This is a genomic window from Mesorhizobium sp. WSM3224 (assembly GCF_000427725.1).
GTDB lineage: Bacteria > Pseudomonadota > Alphaproteobacteria > Rhizobiales > Rhizobiaceae > Mesorhizobium.
The window spans coordinates 1-18767 of the sequence record NZ_ATYO01000047.1 but is presented as its reverse complement, the minus strand read 5'-3'; the positions used below and the strand labels follow the sequence as shown (position 1 = coordinate 18767).

The 18767-nt window shown below is 59.6% G+C and carries 20 protein-coding genes and 3 pseudogenes; 11 read left to right on the top strand and 12 right to left on the bottom strand.

The window, feature by feature from the left end:
* Together YU3_RS41965 and YU3_RS0132980 are read left to right on the top strand one after the other, a co-directional pair.
* A pseudogene (locus tag YU3_RS41965) lies at positions 1 to 394 on the top strand (hypothetical protein); the annotation flags it as partial.
* A 411-nt stretch (positions 395 to 805) separates the two neighbouring features.
* Positions 806 to 1630, top strand: a complete 825-nt coding sequence (locus tag YU3_RS0132980; protein ID WP_027170171.1) for a Ku protein — start codon at positions 806 to 808, stop codon at positions 1628 to 1630.
* 16 nt (positions 1631 to 1646) lie between these two features.
* Here the strand turns inward: YU3_RS0132980 and YU3_RS0132975 are convergent, their stop codons facing one another.
* Complete coding sequence (locus tag YU3_RS0132975; RefSeq protein ID WP_027170170.1) at positions 1647 to 2150, bottom strand: hypothetical protein; 504 nt, start codon at positions 2148 to 2150, stop codon at positions 1647 to 1649.
* Here YU3_RS0132975 and YU3_RS40050 point away from each other — a divergent pair.
* Positions 2143 to 2475: a nuclear transport factor 2 family protein gene (locus tag YU3_RS40050; protein WP_245273731.1), complete on the top strand. Its 333-nt coding sequence runs from the start codon at positions 2143 to 2145 to the stop codon at positions 2473 to 2475. The genes YU3_RS0132975 and YU3_RS40050 overlap by 8 nt on opposite strands.
* A gap of 15 nt (positions 2476 to 2490) precedes the next feature.
* On the opposite strand, the gene YU3_RS42320 is transcribed toward YU3_RS40050, so the two are convergent.
* From YU3_RS42320 to YU3_RS0132965, 4 genes and pseudogenes are all read right to left on the bottom strand, one after another.
* Positions 2491 to 2640 (bottom strand): hypothetical protein, encoded by a 150-nt coding sequence (locus YU3_RS42320; protein ID WP_348631205.1) that lies wholly within the window; start codon positions 2638 to 2640, stop codon positions 2491 to 2493.
* Positions 2641 to 2943: 303 nt separating this feature from the next.
* Positions 2944 to 3119 (bottom strand): annotated as a pseudogene (locus YU3_RS41960) (IS630 family transposase); the annotation flags it as partial.
* Positions 3120 to 3319: 200 nt separating this feature from the next.
* Entirely contained in the window at positions 3320 to 3850 is a 531-nt protein-coding gene (locus YU3_RS41045) for a hypothetical protein (protein WP_156913687.1), read from the bottom strand.
* A 507-nt stretch (positions 3851 to 4357) separates the two neighbouring features.
* Positions 4358 to 4567: a hypothetical protein gene (locus tag YU3_RS0132965; protein ID WP_027170169.1), complete on the bottom strand. Its 210-nt coding sequence runs from the start codon at positions 4565 to 4567 to the stop codon at positions 4358 to 4360.
* A gap of 80 nt (positions 4568 to 4647) precedes the next feature.
* Here YU3_RS0132965 and YU3_RS40040 point away from each other — a divergent pair, with 80 nt between their 5' ends.
* The 3 genes from YU3_RS40040 to YU3_RS0132955 all read left to right on the top strand — a co-directional run bounded on the left by YU3_RS40040 (position 4648) and on the right by YU3_RS0132955 (position 7429).
* The gene (locus YU3_RS40040; RefSeq protein ID WP_084508477.1) at positions 4648 to 4851 is read left to right on the top strand and encodes a KTSC domain-containing protein; all 204 of its coding nucleotides are present in this window, start codon (positions 4648 to 4650) and stop codon (positions 4849 to 4851) included.
* A gap of 436 nt (positions 4852 to 5287) precedes the next feature.
* On the top strand, positions 5288 to 5497 hold the full coding sequence (locus YU3_RS0132960; RefSeq protein ID WP_027170156.1) for a hypothetical protein: 210 nt from the start codon (positions 5288 to 5290) through the stop codon (positions 5495 to 5497).
* Between the two features lie 1572 nt (positions 5498 to 7069).
* Positions 7070 to 7429, top strand: coding sequence for a hypothetical protein (locus tag YU3_RS0132955; RefSeq protein ID WP_027170168.1), 360 nt, complete (start codon positions 7070 to 7072; stop codon positions 7427 to 7429).
* A gap of 46 nt (positions 7430 to 7475) precedes the next feature.
* On the opposite strand, the gene YU3_RS0132950 is transcribed toward YU3_RS0132955, so the two are convergent.
* Together YU3_RS0132950 and YU3_RS0132945 are read right to left on the bottom strand one after the other, a co-directional pair.
* Positions 7476 to 7691, bottom strand: coding sequence for a hypothetical protein (locus tag YU3_RS0132950; RefSeq protein WP_027170167.1), 216 nt, complete (start codon positions 7689 to 7691; stop codon positions 7476 to 7478).
* A 39-nt stretch (positions 7692 to 7730) separates the two neighbouring features.
* The gene (locus YU3_RS0132945; RefSeq protein ID WP_027170166.1) at positions 7731 to 7964 is read right to left on the bottom strand and encodes a hypothetical protein; all 234 of its coding nucleotides are present in this window, start codon (positions 7962 to 7964) and stop codon (positions 7731 to 7733) included.
* Between the two features lie 162 nt (positions 7965 to 8126).
* Between YU3_RS0132945 and YU3_RS0132940 the strand changes: the two genes are divergently transcribed.
* Positions 8127 to 8846, top strand: a complete 720-nt coding sequence (locus YU3_RS0132940) for a Crp/Fnr family transcriptional regulator (protein WP_027170165.1) — start codon at positions 8127 to 8129, stop codon at positions 8844 to 8846.
* Between the two features lie 46 nt (positions 8847 to 8892).
* On the opposite strand, the gene YU3_RS0132935 is transcribed toward YU3_RS0132940, so the two are convergent.
* The 4 genes and pseudogenes from YU3_RS0132935 to YU3_RS0132905 all read right to left on the bottom strand — a co-directional run bounded on the left by YU3_RS0132935 (position 8893) and on the right by YU3_RS0132905 (position 12806).
* The gene (locus YU3_RS0132935) at positions 8893 to 9192 is read right to left on the bottom strand and encodes a DUF982 domain-containing protein (RefSeq protein ID WP_027170164.1); all 300 of its coding nucleotides are present in this window, start codon (positions 9190 to 9192) and stop codon (positions 8893 to 8895) included.
* A gap of 755 nt (positions 9193 to 9947) precedes the next feature.
* A pseudogene (locus YU3_RS41950) lies at positions 9948 to 10046 on the bottom strand (DUF892 family protein); the annotation flags it as partial.
* Positions 10047 to 10302: 256 nt separating this feature from the next.
* A complete protein-coding gene (locus YU3_RS0132915) occupies positions 10303 to 11613 on the bottom strand; it encodes a divalent metal cation transporter (protein ID WP_027170162.1) in 1311 nt (436 codons plus the stop codon).
* A gap of 809 nt (positions 11614 to 12422) precedes the next feature.
* A complete protein-coding gene (locus YU3_RS0132905; protein WP_156913686.1) occupies positions 12423 to 12806 on the bottom strand; it encodes a hypothetical protein in 384 nt (127 codons plus the stop codon).
* Between the two features lie 1066 nt (positions 12807 to 13872).
* Here YU3_RS0132905 and ligD point away from each other — a divergent pair.
* Positions 13873 to 15642: a DNA ligase D gene (ligD, locus tag YU3_RS0132895; protein WP_027170158.1), complete on the top strand. Its 1770-nt coding sequence runs from the start codon at positions 13873 to 13875 to the stop codon at positions 15640 to 15642.
* Positions 15643 to 15656: 14 nt separating this feature from the next.
* On the opposite strand, the gene YU3_RS40025 is transcribed toward ligD, so the two are convergent.
* A complete protein-coding gene (locus YU3_RS40025) occupies positions 15657 to 15848 on the bottom strand; it encodes a DUF3606 domain-containing protein (protein ID WP_027170157.1) in 192 nt (63 codons plus the stop codon).
* A 132-nt stretch (positions 15849 to 15980) separates the two neighbouring features.
* Between YU3_RS40025 and YU3_RS0132885 the strand changes: the two genes are divergently transcribed.
* The 3 genes from YU3_RS0132885 to YU3_RS0132870 all read left to right on the top strand — a co-directional run.
* Complete coding sequence (locus YU3_RS0132885) at positions 15981 to 16274, top strand: hypothetical protein (RefSeq protein WP_348631204.1); 294 nt, start codon at positions 15981 to 15983, stop codon at positions 16272 to 16274.
* A 576-nt stretch (positions 16275 to 16850) separates the two neighbouring features.
* Complete coding sequence (locus YU3_RS0132880; RefSeq protein WP_027170155.1) at positions 16851 to 17174, top strand: hypothetical protein; 324 nt, start codon at positions 16851 to 16853, stop codon at positions 17172 to 17174.
* Positions 17175 to 17622: 448 nt separating this feature from the next.
* A partial coding sequence (locus YU3_RS0132870; protein WP_027170154.1) for a trypsin-like peptidase domain-containing protein occupies positions 17623 to 18767 on the top strand: 1145 nt, incomplete at its 3' end.

Below are 18767 nucleotides of genomic sequence, written 5' to 3'. Positions count from 1 at the left end.
GGCTCGACTGGACCTCCAAAATCGCGACTTGGTCGAGGCCGCAAAAGGACTTCGCCTTCAAAGCGCGATTATCGATGGCGAAATAATCGTCCTTAGTCATGCCGGAGTTTCAGACTTCGGCGAGTTGCGTAAAGCCATCACGCGGCGCCAGCACGATCTCTATTTCGTCGCCTTCGATCTCCTGCACCTCAACGGCAACGACTTACGAGATATGCCGCTGGAGGACCGGCGCGAAGTGCTGCAGGCGATGATCCCGGCCGGGGAGCGAATCCAGTTCAGCGAAGCGCTGCCAGGCGCCGGCGCCGCGGTCTGGTGGAGCACGCCGGGCTCGAGGGCGTCGTCTCGAAGCGGAAAGACAGCAAATATCGCTCGGGACCTTCGACCAATTGGCTGAAGGCCAAGTGCTACATCATCGATGCATTCGACCTGCTTGGCGTCGAGCGCAAGCCAGGCAAGCCGGCCTTTGCTCTGATGGCCGAGCGGGGCACAGGGCGCTATGTCGGCGCTGCCTTCATAACCTTGAACCGGGAAATGCGAGAGCGGCTATGGAAGCGCGTCAAGGAGGGCCCCAGGGCGGCCGCCCAAGGGCATGAAGCGGCCGGCGACTGTCTGCGTGAAGCCGGGGCTAATCGGCCGTGTGAAGCACCTACGTGGAGAGGAAGACCTGCGCCATGCCTCGCTGCAGGATTTCAGAGAGGATTGAGCATGGCCGTATCGGTTCCGTTGGAATCTCCGGACAGCGGTTTGGAACTCCCGTTGCCACCAGGTGTTCCTCTTGATCGGATTGGACAGGACGAGATGACACATGGCCGCGCCGCGCGCAGTTTGGAAGGGTTTCCTGAAAGTTGGTTCGGTCGCCTGCGGTGTTAAACTGGTGGGTGCGACTTCCGAGGCCGGCAAGGTTCATTTCAAAATCCTAAACCGGCAGGACGGATTGCCCGTCAAGAGCGCGTACATCGACGAAGGAACCGGCGACGTTGTGCCTGCCGAAGACCAGATCAAAGGTTACGAGACGGAAAAGGGCGATTTCATCGAGATCGAGCCAGACGAGATCAAGAAGCTGAAGCTCACGTCGCAGCATACCCTGGACGTCGAAGGCTTCGTTGCGATCGACGACATCGACACCCGCTATCTGGAAAAGCCCTACTATGTCGTCCCTGCTGACGGGGTTTCTGTCGAGGCATTCAACGTTATACGTGAGGCGATGGCGAAGGAGCGTGTGGCCGCTCGATCTTGCGTGGTTCTGTATCAGCGCGGCCGGGAAGTGGTCATCCAGCCGTTCGGCAAAGGGATGCTGTTGACCGAGTTGCGGACGCACAACGAGATGGTCTCGGAAGGGAGCGTCTTCGGTGATTTGAAATCCCCGAAATATGACCAGGACCTGCTGGAAATCGCCAGCCTGCTGATCGACAAGAAAGTGACCAAGTTCGACCCCTCCAAGTTTAACGACACCTACGAGGATGCGTTGATCGCCATGATCGACGCCAAACGGAAGGGTAAGAAGCCGCCCAAGTCGGCGCCGAAACCCAAAGAGAATGTCGTCGACCTGGCCTCGATATTGAAGAAGAGCCTGGAAAAAGAGGGGATCAAAGCGGGTTCCAAAGCTAAGCCGGCTCGCAAATCGGCTTAGATGGCAATCTTGCCGCTCACAACCGGTTGATCCGTCCGACGAGCCGGGAGTGGTCGTTGGGCAGCTTGTTGATGGCTGCTGCGTTCACTTCTCGGCCGACGCGGTTGAATTGGAGTTTCCCGTCCAGGTCATGCGAGAGCAATCCCTTCACCTCGCCGGCCGGCGTGCTAGCCATGAGGTCATAACAGGCGGGGTCCAGAGTATAACGGGCTGTCGATCGTGGGGTCGCCGCATCGGCTCGCCAGCTGGAGCGTGCGACCGCCTTCGCGGTCCTTCGCCGGGTCGCGAACACGGTCTTCTGCATGTTGTCAGAAGTGAACAAAAAAGAGAGCACAAGGGTCAAGACCCGCTTGACCGGGAAGCTGGTGAACAGGCCCACACGATCCGCTTTCGGCGGCTCATGGAAATCCGATGAAAGAAGCGGGTGATCTGGCGGGACGAATAAGCGACTGGCAACATAATATGCGCTACTGCTAATATGGCTGAAGCGCATGAGGACGAAGGGGCTGCCGATGTCCATCCAAAGTGAATTGCAGAGCTTTTGGAACACCTATGCCGCAGCCTATTCTGCCGGCGACGCTGGAGCTTGCGGCGCCATGTTTACGACCGATGCAGAAGTACATTCACCCTATGCAACGCCCGCCGTTGGGCGCGATGCCATCGGGGCTCTCCACGCGGCTTGGACGCAGGGTCACGGCGAGGCGGCTGAGAAGAAAGTGACGGTGGTCCATGCTGGGAGATCAGGCGATCTCGCCTGGTGCCTGGCCACCTATTCGGAAGGATTGGACGTCGGTAACGGCACGCCGTCGACATCTTCGAACGGCAAGCCGACGGGTCGTGGCTGATACGGATGTGCAGCCTCAACAGCACCGACTAAGACAGACGCAAACCGCTAGACTCATCGTGACGAACGCTTCTTGGCATTTTGCTGGCTTCGCCGGGGCCTTCCGCCCGAGCCCGCTCGCCTCAGCCAGCTCCGATCTCTGAGCGGCGTAGTTGGGAGCCACCATCGGATAATTGCGCGGGAGGCCCGCTTCTCACGATATTCCCTCCGGTGTGAGATGTGGTGATCATCAGGTGCCGCTTCAGCGACTTGAACTTTTTTCATCCCCGAGGCGAAAGCGACTGGCCTCCTACGATTTCCGGAGCGGCCACACCCCTGAGATCGACCTTCAGACAAGACAACTCATGCACACTATGCGTGGCGCGATTAATCGGCCTCATATGCAGCAGCGTTGATGAAGTTCGGCACGGCGTGGGGACGGGTCGCAGATGTCGCCGAGCGCATGGCAGAGCGCCTCGAAGGTCACCTTCTTGCGCAGCAGCGTCTTGAGCTTCGAGAAAGTCATTACGATCGTGTTGAGATCAAGCGAGTATGGCGGCGGCAACCGCATCCCTGCGCTGCGAGGCGCACCAGTTCGCAGGGCCGCTCGCTTTTTGTGGACCCGTCGAGGATGACGAAATTGCCGGGTTCAACTACGGGCGCCAGTTGCGTATTGACCCGGCTCTCGGAGCGCCGGCCGTTCAGCAGCGCAAAGAACCTCGACCGACCATCCTCAGTGAGTAAGATGGGAAAGGCTTCCTTCGCTGTCAGTAGTCGGGCGAATCTCTTTAGGATGGCCATCGATATTCAGGCCGGGATTGCCCTCGGCTTTACCGGCTGCCAGCTAGTCCGGCCAGAATCTCGTGTCACGGCAATTGCGAAGCCGGCTGATACGGGGAACCTAAACCATAGAAATGCATTGCCTTTCTATGTTCAGTGACCGAGAAACCATAATCGTCGAAGTTTGCTTGCTGGTGGCTGTCCCGGTCTGTGTCGGCTTGGCCGTGCTCACGGCAGTGATCTTTCCCTGATGTTGGCATCGTTCCTATTTTGAACCCTTTGGGGGCATACAACCGGGGTAAAGGGTGCTGATAGATACGCAGCCGAGCCGAAGCAGGCGCGTCGAGTACATATTTGCGGGCCGCTGCGGACCGACAGTGTTCCAGTCGATCAAGATGCGAGAGGTTATAATCGCCATGGCTGCAGATGATATTTACGCAAAAAAGCAGCGCTACGAAATAGCCCTGACAAGGGAGGAAACCAGACTGCTTGGCACTGCCGCACTCGCATATGCCTCGAAAAGATTCGGCGTTTGTCCGTAATAAACTGTGCCGCCTCGGCGCCGACATTGGCCGGCGCGCCGATCGGCGGGACGCCGGCGACGGCATGCGTTTCATGGCTGCCCTCCGGCAGAAGGTCCAGCGGCCGATGCATACTGCGGTTTGGGGACGGGATAGATGAAGGCGTCGGCCGCCAGTTTTGGGCAGGGGCGCGTCTTCAATGACGCGCAGTGAGGCTAGGCGCGTTGGGGACGCCTTCAACTAAGATGTCTTGCCACGGTGAGTACGTCGTTACTATCAACAGGCGGCTTGCTCAGGGTCTGCTCGTGCAGCAAATTTGACGGCATATTTGTATACGGCCCGGCTCCGCTCATCGGTTACGCGCACCCAGAGCCGTTCCTCTCGGCGGGCACGAACTTCCTTGCCTGTAGCCTTTTGCGCCGCATCCCAAGGACTGTCGGCCGTGAGGGTACGGCGTGAAACCGGCAGGTCCCCCGCCATCTGTTCAACTCTGTAGGTCTTCATTCTTCCCAACCAGACGCTGCTGGGCTTTGTTCCAACGCCTCGGGCGGTCGCGCCTAAAGGCGGCTCCGGTGCGGCGGCCGACCCATGCCGTGCAGCGGGCTACCGCCGCGCGCGAAGTTCTGCGGTGAGTGCTTCAAGCGCCTCCACGTCTGGCGCATAGGAGGCGGCGTGCGCGGGATACCGGTCCTGCTGCTGGCGGTAGAAATTCAGCCATTTCGGCAAGTCGGCGATCGGGAATGTCCCTCGCCATTGGTCTTTGACGAGCGTGAAGGTGCCGGCCGCCGAATCGTAAGTAACAATAGCCTTCATGAAGGCATTATTAGTGTTCGCGCTCTGAAACAAAGACCACGGCTCGATTGTTTTCTATTTGCAAACCAGCGGGTGCGGGCATGCCATCCACCTCGATCAGGAAAACAGAATACAATCCGGAAAGCAGGATTCTCTCCGTCTGGTTCGTGGCTAGCGACAAACGGTACGATTTTGAGGGGGTGCCTCCGAAGACGTATGCAGCCTTCCGGTCAGCGTTCGTCAAGGGCCGCTATTTCAACGACCATATTCGGAATCACTTTCCCTATCGACGCATTCCAGAATAGGCGTCCAACTCAAGCATTTCATGCAAGGCTGCTCGTGCCAGATCACCAGCCGCACGTGCCGCATTTTTCGGATCTGTAGGCGCCGGACAAATCGGCTGCTCCCGTCTAATCGCGCGCGTGAGACCAGAAAGCAGGTCGTATGATGAGTTCTCCACTGTGCAAATGATTGGTTGGCAAGGGTCTCGGGTTCATCGACTGGCGCTGGTCCATAGATCGCCATCCTGATCAGCCACGCGTTTACTGGCACTCCTGCGGCCACACATCCCAGCTATCTTTGCCAGGCGCGCCGCCTCGCCGCTCGCTTGGAGCGCAATCCTTGGTGGGAACTCGGGCGTATCTCAGCTGGCTTTCATGTTTGCAGTGGTCGGGCTTTTGGCTTTGCATAATATCTCCGAGTGTGATTGGTTTTTTCACCGTTGCATTGAAGTTAGGGCGCATGCCGATTTATCAAAAAGCCAAGGAAGCTGGTGTCTTTGATGCTTCCGAGGTCGCCTTGTTGGGGCGCGTCTTCGAGAAGTTGAAAATCGACGGCCAATCGCCTGAGCGACATGAAGCGCTCGCGTCTCGCGTCATAGCAAACTATCAGGCGGGGATTACAGACGAGGAAGAGCTGGTGTCTGCTTCCAAACTACCGCTGGGGCGCTGAGTCCACGTCAGTTGGCTCGATGATTCTGCCTTTGGTGCCATTCCGCAGGGCTACGCGACCGAGCAGTGCGGTTGCGATCTGGCCAAGTGATGTGGCTCGCTCACGGCCCCACTAATAGGTAAATCCAGATTGGGCAAAAAGCCCCTCGCTTGTCGTGAGGCTTTCTGACTGGCCAGAGGCTTAGGAGTGTGTGGTTGTGTGCGTCAAGTTCTGCAAAAAAGGGCGGCCATGATGCCGGTCATGCGGCCTGGCGTAGGGCGAGCTTATAATGGAGACGCGGCTTGGGGCAGCGTCCCTATGAATTTGACCCCAAGCCGGTCGTTCCTGCGCCACCGCAGGACTGCTTGGTAGGCGATGCCCCGGTTGGCACGTAGAGCACAAACCGATCAGGCACACGCGCTTCGACGGGCAGTTTGGGTTCATTTCCGCTGCTGTTTTGGTTCCGAATGACGAAACTGTTTTCGGAGTTTGTAATTCCGCTGATGATTGCCGCGCCTTTCAGCAGTCGCTGCCGCCGTTCCCGGTGAGGCTCAACAGCTGCGCTAGCTCCCCCGGTGCGAAGATCGCGCCACCTGCAAAAGGATCGACGTGCAAAAGCTCAACTTGAGAGAGCCGCGACTCGCCACCGCCGCGGTGCCGAACACCCGTGACACTGCCGAACGCTCAACAACCGCTCTCGCGGTCCCTCTTCCCACTGGGGTGGGTAACTGCACCAGAGATTTCACGGACACCGCTCTCTGCAACCAACAGGGGAACCAATTTCTACCTGGAGTGTTATCCCCGCGTTAGACCGGTCTAACGGACCGTCTTGCGCAGCGAGCCCGGCGCGGTACCCTCATGTCGCGTCGGGCTCAATTTAAGAGCCGTCAACCCACCAATCTCGTCCTGTGGAATTTTGATCCAGAGCAAAGCTGCCTCGCTACGGATTGCCTAAAGCATCAGGTGCGGGGGCCCAAACCGAACCCAGCCAAGGTCAATTGGCGACGCTACCGGCTATGGCTGCCACCAATTGTCCCCTTGGCCCCTCGACTCCGCTGCGCAACGGCTTTTGCTCGCACCGCGCTATTCTTGCGCCAAGCAAGTAGTTGCCGGGGCCGCAGTTCCAAGATGGCCCGCCCATCGCGTGCCTGCGCGGGACAAAACAGCAAGAGCGTACTCAGACCCGCGACTGCAACATCCGATAAACCTGCATCCTCGAACAGGCCCGTAGTTTCCGCTATAGTCGCAGGTCCAGCACCATCCGAATGAGCAGGAAGCCGACCGTTATGGAGGCTGCAGGTGGATGTTCCGCAAGCCACATCAAGGCAAGCAAGCCGAAGCTGGATTGCAAATCGACTGGCACAGTTGCGCAAACCTCGGATGCCTCCGCAATGCGGCGACGCCGAGGTTGGGGTACGGCTCCAGTCCGTGGTTCATCCCATCGGCCTATTAGAACCGACCGATTGGTGCTTAGAGCTGGTAGAGCATTGATCGTGGCGACCGTCCCGCTGCCAATGGTGGCAGGCTTTTGTCATTGCCGGAACTTTCTTCCTATTAGGGTCGTTGAGCGATCGACGCGGAAGGAGAAAACCGATGCCCGACACGAGCGACGAATCCTCAACGCCAAAGAGAACCCAAAGCGAGGCTCAAGAAGCGCTTGAAAAGCAAGTCGCGCAGTTAAAGCGCGAGATCAACAAGATTAACCAGATACTAGCCGAGCGCGCCGAAGAGGCAGCCGAGGTGGCCGAAGACTGGTATGAAAGCGCTGCCGACCGCGCGGGCAAGACTGCTCAGGCGCTCCGGACCGGAGCTCAATCAGTTTCGGGTGCCGTCCGAGAAAATCCTGGGATGGTTTCAACGGCGTTCATGATCGGCGCCGGGTTGGGTCTGTTATTGGGCCTCACCCTAAACGAGGCCACCGCGCATGATCGGGATCGCTGGTTCCATAAGTAAGTGCTGAGCGCTGAATAGAGGCCGCTGCCCTGCTGTGCAGCGGCTTCTATGCAAGCCAATTGCCGAGTTCTTCTAAATGCCGATTCTGCACTTGTCGACGGGGTCCGCCGCTCCGAGCCAGGCTGGGCGCCACGTCGCGCCACATCACATGGGTCTCCGGAAAACCGTGCAGCAAAAGCAGACCAGGCCCGTTGCCAGCGCGGCGGACGAAGATCCTTGCTGCGCGGGTGTCGATCTTGCTGGCGTCGAAATCCACGAACATGTTCGCCTCCGGGCCGCTGGAGCCAATAGCGAGGCGGCCTCAACTCCAGGCAGAATTCAATGTCAGCGACGCTTCGAAGATCTGGTCGCGCCTTTCGTCCAGCACCTTCACCGTGATTGACAGATGCCTGCCACCCGGCATTTCGTCGCGAGCGACGTCGTAGAGGATGCGCAACGCCTCCATTCCGGCGCGTTGGCGATTGGGAAAAAGCTGCCCCTCCCTGTCCTCCTGGCTGTTCTCGCTATTGTAGAGGTCGAAATAGAAGCGTTCCATCGGCACGTCGGTCCCGGCATTTCCTGGGTCAATTCACCAGCGCAATCATGGTTCCAAGACGCTGATCCTTGGAGAGAATCGGCCATGCGCTGCCTTGCCGTTTGCCACACCTGCAACCAGGCCCGGTCTGCTGCGTTAGCGATTGCGAATGGAGGACGCCGGATGCTGGAATCGCTTTATCTCAACCTCGGCCAGCATGACGCCCTTTCGGACGAGGAGAAGGCCCTTCTCACCACCACCTTATCGACCGAGAAATATGTGGGCGTTGGCGAGGACATCGTTTCGGAGGGAACCCGGCCGACCTACAGCACACTGATCATCGACGGGCTTGCCGCCCGTTATAAAGTACTGGAGGACGGCGGGCGCCAGTTCACCTCCCTGCAGGTCGCGGGCGATTTCGTCGACCTGCATGCCTTCCTGCTCAAAACCATGGACCACGGCATCGTCGCCCTCTCGCCCTGCCATGTGGCCGCGGCCGAGCATAGCAAGCTTAAGACGATTACTGAACAGGCGCCGCATCTCACCCGGCTTTTGTGGCTGGACACGCTCGTCGACGGCGCCATCCATCGCGAGTGGATCGTGGCCATGGGCCGCCGCTCCAAGACGTCCCATCTGGCGCATCTGATCTGTGAGCTGTTCGTCAGGCTGCAGGTGGTCAAGAAGACTCGCGGCATGAGCTTCCATTTGCCGCTGTCGCAGGCCCAACTCGCCGATGTGCTCGGCCTTTCCGTGGTTCACATGAACCGGGTGATCGGCACGCTGCGGCGCATGAACGTCGTCGGCTGGACAAACCACACGATCACAATTCTGGACTGGGAACGGCTGGTCGCCATCGCCGAGTTTGATCCGACCTATCTCAGCATGGCGCGCGAGCCGAGATAGCTCGGCCAAGACAAGTCAACCAAGACAGGTCGGCTTGGCACGCGCCCTAGCTCGGCGGCATCTTGGAGCGCGACCACAGTTGGTCGAACATGGTGAGGGCGGCACTTGGCCCGGCAGGCCTTAGCAGGCCCTGCTGCGCGGCGGCCTTCTTGAAGGTGGCGAAGGCGATCGCCGGCCGGCAAGTGCCCGCGATCGCTTCATCCACCAGTCGGACCGCGTCGAGATAGGCCGGCGCTTCCTTGTTCTTCCAGGTCCCGGCAAGCGCATTCTTGGCATCGGCGATCGTGGTGACCACCATGGTGCCGCCGCCGACGAAACGGATTGTGAGCGGCAAAAAACGGCTCATCGATCTTTCACCATCCGAACCATTCGCGCGTGCGCCAGGCAAGGCCGGCGAAGGGCGCGGCGGTGATCAGGGCGGCAAGGACAAGAAGCGGGCTGTTGATATGCAAGGATTTCATGGTGCACCACAAGGTTCGAGATCGCCGTAAACGATGATTGTGCCGGTCGGTTGCATCCGGCCGGCCGGTCCGGGCCGCAAGTCTGAGGCTACATATTGCTCGCGGGCCGGGCCGGCGGCGCCGGCCGATGCGGCGGACGCGGACGTGGCCTGAGCGGCACCTCGGCGAGCGAAGCGCGGATCACCCTGACAGGGATCGGTGGCGCGGCGGCAGGCCTGCGCGGCAATGCGGCCGAGAGGCTGCCTATGAGAGTTCGAACGTCCATGGGACTCCTCCTGAAGAGTCCCCCCAAAGTTGAAGGGTTAGCACCGCAGCCGGGCGGCCGCATTTAACTTTGATGTATGTTCGGACGCCCGGTGGAGTGCGACGCGCGGGTCCAACCTTTCCGCTGGCGTGCGCTGTCCTGTGAAAGAAGCGCACCATGGCTACCAGCAGAACAAACTCCGGCACGGCCAGGAAATCAGACACCGTGCAGCCGGCGTGCGGGCAGCGCGCCGTAAGGGGAACCATCACGCCAGCACCGGCTTGTGCTCAGCGGGCCGCGTCAGCCGGACCTGGTGGCAAAGAGAACAGGTCTGATTTCTCCGGCTTCACGCCCTGGCCAACGAAACGGCAGTCGAGCTCTTGTCCCACCCGGCCCGCCCATGATCGCCTGGCAGGTCTTGCCTACCGGGTTCTTGTCGATCACATCGAACACTTCTTCCAGGCGCGCGACATGTTCCTCGGTCTGGCCGCGATGCGTCCCCTAGGGCGAAATCTCATAATGCTTTACCGCCTAGGCGGCCGCCAGCAGTCCGGCATCGAGCGAGGGCGAGCCTTGTACTCTTCCATGATCTCGGCGCCTTCCTCGGTAATGATGACAAAGGCGGCCTCGAAGAAGGGGCACCAACAGAGAGAGCCACTACTTGTTTCCGAAAGGATTTTTGCGACGGGCAGCCGGAAACACTCAATTGTGGCAATGAAAAGGGTACTGACCCCGGCGCTAAGGCGGTCCTTTACCAAAACCACTGTGCAGCGAGGCCGAGCGACGAGGCCGCCATTACCAACGTAGATAGCCAGCCGAGGCTGCGCAGCCAGCCTTGGACCGGAAATTGCCCCATGATGTCCTTGCGCGAAGCCATGAGCATCATGACGATCATGACTGGGACCGCGCAGATGCCGTTGATCACGGCGCTCCAGTAAAGCGCCTCGAGCGGGTCGATCGGGGTAAGTGTGATGCCGGTCCCCAAGGCGGCCGCAGCGGCGAGTGTCGAGTAAAATGCCGCTGCCCGCTTAGGCTGTCGCTGCAGCCCGACCGGCCAGCGCATCGCTTCGCCGACGGCGAAAGCCGCCGAACCCGCCAGTACTGGCACTGCCAGCAGTCCGGTGCCGATGATCCCCGCCGAGAAGATGATGAAGGCGAACTTTCCGGCCAGGGGTTCCAGTGCCTTTGCCGCGTCGGTGGACGAAGCGATCTCCGTCACGCCAGCCTTGTGAAGCGTCGCGGCCGTGGTGAGGATGATCGCCAGAGCGATCAGGTTCGAAAAGGCCATTCCAGCCAGTGTGTCGGCGCGTATGCGCTGGAAAGCCGCTGCAGCTTGCCAAGGAGCCCAGCGCAGCGGCCTGGCTGTTGGCTTGAGCTCCTCCTCTTCAACCTCCTGCGAGGCCTGCCAGAAGAACAGATAGGGCGAAATGGTCGTGCCAAGGATTGCGAGCAGCGTCGTGAAGAAGGCGCCGCTCCATTCGATGTGGGGAATAAACAGCCCTTTCGCCGCATCGGCCCAGGGCACATTTGCCGCGAACATGGCAATGACGTAGGCGAACAGGCTCAAAGTGGTCCATTTGAGCACTTTCACGTAACAGGTGTAGTTGAGGAAGACGATCGCGCCGATACAAGTGATTGCGAACGCGATGACATAGACCGGGCTCGGCCCGCCAATGAGCAGTTTCAACGCATCCGCCATTGCGCTGAGATCGGCGCCGATGTTGATCACGTTGGCGACGAACAGAAACATCACGATAAGATAAAGCAGCGGGGCCGGATAATGCCGGCTGAGATTGCCGGAGATGCCGTTGCCCGTGGTGCGGCCGATGCGAGCGGCAATCTCCTGTATCGCCGCCATCAGCGGGAAGGTGAACAGCATGATCCAGCCGACATTCAAACCGAGTTGGGCGCCCGCCTGGCTGTAAGTTCCGATGCCGGACGGGTCGTCGTCGGAAGCGCCGGTGATGAAGCCCGGCCCAATCATGCGAAGGAATCGTCGGAAAGGACTCTTTGCCAGCGTGTTGCTTCGTTCCCGCTCGATCTGCGAACCGACTTCGGTCATCGCACGCTGTTCCCTGTCCGCTCGCTCGCGAAAGCCACGGCTATCGGGGCGTGGGAGAAAATCGGCGCGAGGTAGATGGCAGTGCGGGGAAGGCTGTCCCGCATTAAATGAGCAATTGCTAACGAGGGCATGTGATAATGGGGTAACAGGAGATCGGTTCCACGGTAATCATCACGCTTCGCACCGGCGATGGCGTCCCTCATCCACATTTGTTTATGCCAGCCCCAGTTCGAGCAGCTAGACCAAAGGTGTCCAGGATTTCGCGTTGGACCGGCAACGAAGTGGCCGGGGCCAAATCTAGCGCGGCGCGCGCGCCATGACCCCGCCGTGGCCAAGGCGGGGCCCTCATCACCTCACTTCGGCGTCACCGAATGCCGAGGAAGCCAAGTATGGCGAGGATGATGACGATCGCTCCTACGAGCCAGATGATGTTGTTCATGTCGTCTCTCCTATGAGTAGAAGACGCCTGGCCACCCTTCGGCGGAGACCGCGTTTTATATATTGACGGCGACACTTTCGCCTTGGACCAACGGGAGCAAGTTGCTTACGTTCCGGGGATGGGCCCACGGTCCCGCGAGGCTTGGACCGAAGTCTTAGTGACAGCCTCTCTTACCATTGGGGATTTCAAAGGTTTTTATTGTCTTTGGGACAGCCATCCCGGTGTGCCCTCAGGCCCTCGGAAAAGCGGCCAGGCGCGTGCTGCCGCCTCAGCGCCTTATTGGAAAACTAAGCGTCCCAGCAAACCTGGCGAGAGCTTCGTTGTGACGCCGATCTGCAAGGGGCGAGGGATTTGGCGGGACGAGTAGGAGCTAGTGAAGCGTGGGCTTAACACGTTTGCCATTGGACGACCGCTCGATGTCGTCAAGGCCTTCCTGGAGTTCCAACGCAAGCCGGAAGATAGGATCAGGAACCAAAATCAAGTCATTCAAGCGCTGTGCGACTTGCGTCTCTGCGGCCGCTTGTGAATTAGGCGATTGCAACAACAGTTGCGACAGACGCTGGCGCTGCAACACGTGGATCTCTTCCAACAAACGCAGGAACTTCAGCGCATCCGCCGTGGGCAGATGTCGGGCTCTCAATCGAGCTAACCGGCCACGCTGCAGTGCTACCTGCAGTTCGCCACTCTGGACATGACGTTGCGCCATGCTGATGTGATCACCGAGCACCATTGTCCATAACGCTGAAAATGGCACGTGGTTCCTTCGTCGTCGCCTGGGAAAAACCCTGCGGTCTGGCTCGACGGGGATAGGATGCCAGACAGCTGGCCCGAGGGAAGCTTCTGGGAGTCTATCGAGGTGCAGCCGGTTACCTCGGATCGCGCGCTGGAACATTCGAAAGCCTCAAAAAAGAGGGATCGCGAGGGCAGCATCCCACTCGATCATCCCTCATGCCGATGAAGCCAAAGCCAAAGCGAAGAACGTTCAAGCGTTCGAATCTCCGAGCGCTTGGGCGACGAAGCCCCGGGAAGCTAGAACAGCTCGTCAGAACCGAACGCACATCCTCGGGAGAGACAAATGTCTGCGGACCCAAGCTTGATAAAGCATCTGCAGCTATCAGTCCGCTTGCCGCCTCGGTTGCACTATTCTGCTGTCGACCCTTTCGGGCAAATGGGGATGCGTCGGTCCGGTGGCAGCGGTATCACCATCCTGGCCTTGCGAACCGGCCATTGCGGTTTTGCGCCGGCGAAGAACACGACTGCGATCACGCATATCACCAGAAGGGCGGCGAAAGGTTTGCGATGATTTCGCCGATCTGCATCAGGTACTCCGCGCACAAAGCAACCCCCGCCGCATCGCAGGTAGCGGTGGGTGTCTGTCTGCAAAAAACTGGCGATGAAAGGACACATGATTGCCAGTGGGGATTCAATGCAATCGCGGCGTGTTCGTTCGTTTCGGCCTTGGGACTGATGCGCAGCCAGATCGGACTCCGGTCGGAGTTGCTGAGGGGGAAGCAAATCGTACATCCTTCCGCTGCGTCGGCCGAATACCCCAAGTAGCCCAACAGCTGACGCCGCGTAGCGCCGGCTCGCTAAAAGCAAGAGCCGAATGCTACTCCGCCACCAAGACAAACCGGGCGCCCCCATGCATCCGCAGTGGTCCGCCCTTGTAAGGTGTCGCCTTCGCTCGCTGCTCCTCTGCGTTTTCCCCTAGCGTAAGGAGGCTATGAAGCCCCGTGGTCCATCATATTCGATTTTCCTAAAGTTCTCGGAACCGTTTCCCTCTGCATGGTTTGAGTCCCGGTTTAGGGAGTCTTGAGTGCATGCGTAAAATGGACGGCCAACTCGCCTTCATCGAGTTCCAATCGCCCATATTAGTCGACAAGGCTCCCGTGGACGCCGATTGGCTGCACGAAATCAAATACGACGGCTACAGGACCCAGCTGGTGGTTGAGGGCGGAAAGGCGCGAGCATTCACACGGCGGGGCTACGACTGGTCACACCGGTATAAGCGGATTGTTCAGGCGGCGGCGAACTTGCCGGTGAAATCAGCCATTCTCGATGGCGAAACCGTCGTCCTCGGCAAGAGTGGTCTGCCGGACCATCAAGCCCTTGAGCGGGAGCTAGGGAATCCGAACTCGCACAAGCTCATGTTCTTCGCGTTCGACCTTCTGCACCTCAACGGCCGCGATCTTCGACAGCAGCCGCTAATTAAGCGGAAAACCGCCCTACAGAACCTGCTGAAGGACACCGCACCCACGCTGACCTATGCCGAGCATCTGGAGGTAAGAGGCAAAGATGTGATCGACCATGCCTGCCGGATGGGCCTGGAGGGCATCGTCTCCAAGCGGGCGGATTCGCCTTACCGCTCCGGCGTCCAGACCAGCTGGCTCAAGGTCAAATGCATCAAGAGCGACACGTTTCCCATTGTCGCCTTCGTCGAAAAGCTCGGCGCACAACCCCGCCGTATCGCCTCGCTGTACATCGGCAGGCGGGAAGACGACCGGCTGCTCTATGCCGGGAAGGCGCAAAGCGGCTACACGCTGGACGCGGCGCGACGCGTCAGGGAGCGGCTTGACCCGCTGATCATCGCCAAGTCACCGCTGTCGGACCCGATCAAGAAGCCCAAGGCGACATGGGTTAAGCCAGAGATCCTGGCCGAGGTGCAGTTTAGTGGTGTGACGGACCGCGGCATCTTGCGTGAGGCGGTGTTCAAGGGATTGCGCGAGGATCTTCAAGCGATACCGGCCAAACCTCCGTCGCCCTCAAAGCGGCAGTCGGAAGCCCAACACGGCGTCCCTCGCGAGAACATCTTGCAGCTTTTGCCCGACGCTGTCGCGCCTTCCAAGGAAGAGCTGGCGAGCTACTGGCGGCGGGTCGCCGATCAGGCTCTCATCCATCTAGGTCGACGGCCTCTGAAGTTGGTCCGCCATGCCTTCGGCGCCACCTTCTATCACGAGGGACCATTGCCTCCGATACCGGCTTCTGTGCACCAGCTACGGGTTCAGAAGCGGGAGGGCGGCGAAGGTGTTCGGGTATGGATAGATGATCTCGATGGTCTGCTTGGCTTGCTCGATATGGATGCCGTCGAGCTTCATCCATGGAACGCAACTATTGACGATATCGAACAGGCCGACCGCCTCATACTCGACCTAGACCCGGGCGACGGCATTGCATGGGGCGAGGTGGTCGAGGCCGCCTTGTCGCTACGCGGGATTCTGGAAGCGGCTGGGTTGGAGAGTTGGCCAAAGGTCACTGGCGGCAAAGGCATCCACCTGATGGCGCCGCTCGCCTCCAAGCTCACCCATGACAGAGCACGCCAACTGGCCAGATCGCTTGCGCAATGCCTCGTTGATGTCGATCCTTATCGATACCTGCTATCAGCTGACCCGGCGGCCCGAAAGGGCCGTATCTTCCTTGACTACCTGCGCAACGGGCGAGGCAACACCGCCGTCGGGGCTTTTTCCCCCCGAGCGCGGCCCGGCTTTCCTATTGCCCATCCAGTCACCTGGAAGCAGGTCGAGGCAGGCATCCGCCCGGACGTTTTCACGCTCGCGCACCCGTTCAAAGCTGTTCGTCGGAAAGCCGCGTAGTCCGGTCGCGGCGCTCAGCCGGTATCAGCCCGCTTTCTTGCCTCGCGTTCGAGTGTCTTCCGATCGTTGCCGTGTTCTCTGATTAGCTCGCGAACCTGCTCTGGCGTGATACGATGCTGCTTCGCGAAATAGCGAACCTCATGATCCTCATCGGCTGACACACGGTCGCGATCTCGAGAACCACGCTTGCTCTTGTCGTCTGCCATTAGGGTTTCTCCTGATCAGAGAGAACAACGCCCGACCTTGTATGTTCCCCGGCCCCTCCATTCACCCGGTCAAGGAGATCCGCTTGGAGCGCAATCCTTGGTGGGAACTCGGGCGTATCTCAGCTGGCTTTCATGTTTGCAGTGGTCAGGCTTTTGGTTTGCATAACATCTCCGCGTGTGATTGGTTTTTTCACCGTTGCATTGAAGTTAGGGCGCATGCCGATTTATCAAAAAGCCAAGGAAGCTGGTGTCTTTGATGCTTCCGAGGTCGCCTTGTTGGGGCGCGTCTTCGAGAAGTTGAAAATCGACGGCCAATCGCCTGAGCGACATGAAGCGCTCGCGTCTCGCGTCATAGCAAACTATCAGGCGGGGATTACAGACGAGGAAGAGCTGGTGTCTGCTTCCAAACTACCGCTGGGGCGCTGAGGCCACATCAGTTGGCTCGATGATTCTGCCTTTGGTGCCATTCCGCAGGGCTACGCGGGGGAGCCAGTGTGGTTGCGATCTGCCAAAATCAGCAAAAAGCCTGTCGTTGGTGGTGACACGCTTTCTGGCTGGCCGGACGCTAAGGAGAGTGTCATACCGCCTCGCGGGTAGTTCGCACTTCCGTGTCGCAGGTCGCCGTCTTAAGCGTCTTGGCTGCTGAGCACGTCCACGCCGCGCCTTTCTATCCCAACCAGCTGTGCACCAGACCTATCTGCGACCGTGCTGACCCTCTCAGAATGCTCGGGTTAGAGGGGTAGGTTGGATTAGATAGGCTGCTGAGACCGGTACCAGTCCCAAGACCTGCGTTGATGCCGTTTCGACCGCAGCGCCAATCCCGCTTGTGCCGCCCATCGTTGTGCCCAGCCCGGCTGTCACTATCAGAGATCCCGCGCGACAGAAATGTCCGGTGCTGGCGCGGACACTCTTCAGCAAATCCGTGGTCGGTTCCCGTTCGGAACAATGGGAACCGCTGCAGGGTTATCCGTCATGGCACTTCCAAAAGAAGGATGAGTACTCATGAAAAGATTAGTGTTGATTTTGGTGACCACGTGCTCGGTGCTCGCCGGGCCGGCACTTGCAGCCTGTCCCAGCAATTCGGCTGGCACTGACCAGACCCGAACTGCCGGAATATCGAAGGATGGCACTCGCGCGCCGCTTCAGCCTCCGGCTCCGCAGGTCGACAAGAAGGCAGCTCAGAAGGACGGAAGCACCATGCCTCTGGCTTCCCAGGCAGGAGCTGGCAACAAGAATCTGGCGACCTCACAGCAGGACGTCGAAGCACAACAGCAAGGCGGCAAGACAGCCGCGGCCCAAGCTGATGAGAACTGCAAGACGAAATAGCTCGCATGTAGCTGCTGCCTGGCGCCTAAAGCGCGTCGCGCTGAACCGGTTTCAGGCGACGCCTTTTAGGTCGTCCTTGTTTGACGCATGTCGCCGTCCCAGAACCGCTGCACACTTCTGGGCGAAATTCATTGGCTTCGCTCACCATCAGGGCTGGCGGGCGGCCGCCGTAGCTTCCTCGTCAGCCTGGCGCATGGCCTCAAATAACGACAGCGCCAATTCCAGGTTGTCTGGATAGATCGCTAGAACCCAAGCCGCTGTGCCACCTGAAATTTCGGAGAGTGTCGACCAAATTGCCATAGCCCCGCAAGGGCACACCGTTCTCGGTTCAACAGGTTGAGGACCAATTTTTTGGACCGGTGAAACAATCGGCTTCAATATCAGTTCGTGCATTCAGCAGGCAAAGTCATGCAGCGGTGCGGGCGCGGTCCGGACAGGAGAACTGATCATGTTCTACATATCCAGGAAACTGTGTATTGGCCTCATGGCAGGAACTCTGATGCTCTCGGCCGGCGGCTTTGCTCCGGTTTCAGCACAGGAAATCCCAAACGACTTCAGCGCTATCGTCCGCCAAAAGCTGCCGGCGGTAGTCGCCATCACGACCAGACAGATCATTCAGGACCAAACGGGCGTAAACGACTTTCTCGATCCCTTCGGCAGCCACGGACCGGTGCAGCCGCAGGTGCGAGAAGCGCTGGGCTCCGGTTTCGTCATCAGGCCCGACGGCTATATCGTCACGAACAACCATGTCGTCGCTGGCGCCACCGAGATTCACGTCGTGTTCTCCGACAAGGCGACGGCACCGGCTCGGCTTATTGGCCGGGACCAAGCAACCGACATCGCGGTCTTGAAAGTGGATCCCCGGCCCAGCATGACGACCACTGCCTGGGGTGACTCTGACGCAATGCAGCCGGGTGCCTGGACCATCGCGATCGGCAGTCCTTTCGGGCTCGGGGGAACCGTTACCGTCGGTGTTCTTTCCGCCCGCTCGCGCGACATTCAGGCCGGTCCTTACGACGATTTCCTGCAGACAGACGCTTCGATCAACAGAGGCAACTCCGGCGGCCCCCTGTTTAATGCGCGTGGCGAGGTGATCGGCGTGAACACCGCCATCGTCTCGCCGTCGGGCGGCAGCATAGGTATCGGTTTCGCCGTGCCCTCCCGCACTGCTCGCAGTATCGTCGATCAACTGATCAGCACTGGCCGGATCGAGCGTGGTTATATCGGAGTGCGGCTTCAGGAGGTCACGCCCTCGATCGCCGAGGCGCTCGGAATAGCCGGCACCAAGGGAGCGCTGGTTGCCTCGGTCGAGGCCGGCAGCCCGGCCCAGAAGGCGGGGATCCAGCCCGGTGACGTCATCACCCGGTACAACGGCAAGGACATTCAGGGGGTCCATGACCTGACNTTGGCGGCAGCGAACCAAAAGCCGGGATCAACAGCGACGCTGACCACGAGCCGAGGCGGCACGCAACAGGATTTGTCCCTCACCGTCGGTCAACGCAAGGACGAGGAGGTACAGACCGGTGCCGTTCCGAGCCAAGGGCCGGGGGACCAGCGCCTCGGACTGGCACTCAGCCCCATCCCGGACGAAGC

Coding starts and splice junctions, on each gene's coding strand:
- YU3_RS0132980 (WP_027170171.1), top strand. CDS start 806: ATGGCCGCGCCGCGCGCAGTTTGGAAGGGTTTCCTGAAAGTTGGTTCG.
- YU3_RS40050 (WP_245273731.1), top strand. CDS start 2,143: ATGTCCATCCAAAGTGAATTGCAGAGCTTTTGGAACACCTATGCCGCA.
- YU3_RS0132975 (WP_027170170.1), bottom strand. CDS start 2,150: ATGGACATCGGCAGCCCCTTCGTCCTCATGCGCTTCAGCCATATTAGC.
- YU3_RS42320 (WP_348631205.1), bottom strand. CDS start 2,640: ATGGTGGCTCCCAACTACGCCGCTCAGAGATCGGAGCTGGCTGAGGCG.
- YU3_RS41045 (WP_156913687.1), bottom strand. CDS start 3,850: ATGAAACGCATGCCGTCGCCGGCGTCCCGCCGATCGGCGCGCCGGCCA.
- YU3_RS0132965 (WP_027170169.1), bottom strand. CDS start 4,567: ATGAAGGCTATTGTTACTTACGATTCGGCGGCCGGCACCTTCACGCTC.
- YU3_RS40040 (WP_084508477.1), top strand. CDS start 4,648: ATGCCATCCACCTCGATCAGGAAAACAGAATACAATCCGGAAAGCAGG.
- YU3_RS0132960 (WP_027170156.1), top strand. CDS start 5,288: ATGCCGATTTATCAAAAAGCCAAGGAAGCTGGTGTCTTTGATGCTTCC.
- YU3_RS0132955 (WP_027170168.1), top strand. CDS start 7,070: ATGCCCGACACGAGCGACGAATCCTCAACGCCAAAGAGAACCCAAAGC.
- YU3_RS0132950 (WP_027170167.1), bottom strand. CDS start 7,691: ATGTTCGTGGATTTCGACGCCAGCAAGATCGACACCCGCGCAGCAAGG.
- YU3_RS0132945 (WP_027170166.1), bottom strand. CDS start 7,964: ATGGAACGCTTCTATTTCGACCTCTACAATAGCGAGAACAGCCAGGAG.
- YU3_RS0132940 (WP_027170165.1), top strand. CDS start 8,127: ATGCTGGAATCGCTTTATCTCAACCTCGGCCAGCATGACGCCCTTTCG.
- YU3_RS0132935 (WP_027170164.1), bottom strand. CDS start 9,192: ATGAGCCGTTTTTTGCCGCTCACAATCCGTTTCGTCGGCGGCGGCACC.
- YU3_RS0132915 (WP_027170162.1), bottom strand. CDS start 11,613: ATGACCGAAGTCGGTTCGCAGATCGAGCGGGAACGAAGCAACACGCTG.
- ligD (WP_027170158.1), top strand. CDS start 13,873: ATGCGTAAAATGGACGGCCAACTCGCCTTCATCGAGTTCCAATCGCCC.
- YU3_RS40025 (WP_027170157.1), bottom strand. CDS start 15,848: ATGGCAGACGACAAGAGCAAGCGTGGTTCTCGAGATCGCGACCGTGTG.
- YU3_RS0132885 (WP_348631204.1), top strand. CDS start 15,981: ATGTTTGCAGTGGTCAGGCTTTTGGTTTGCATAACATCTCCGCGTGTG.
- YU3_RS0132880 (WP_027170155.1), top strand. CDS start 16,851: ATGAAAAGATTAGTGTTGATTTTGGTGACCACGTGCTCGGTGCTCGCC.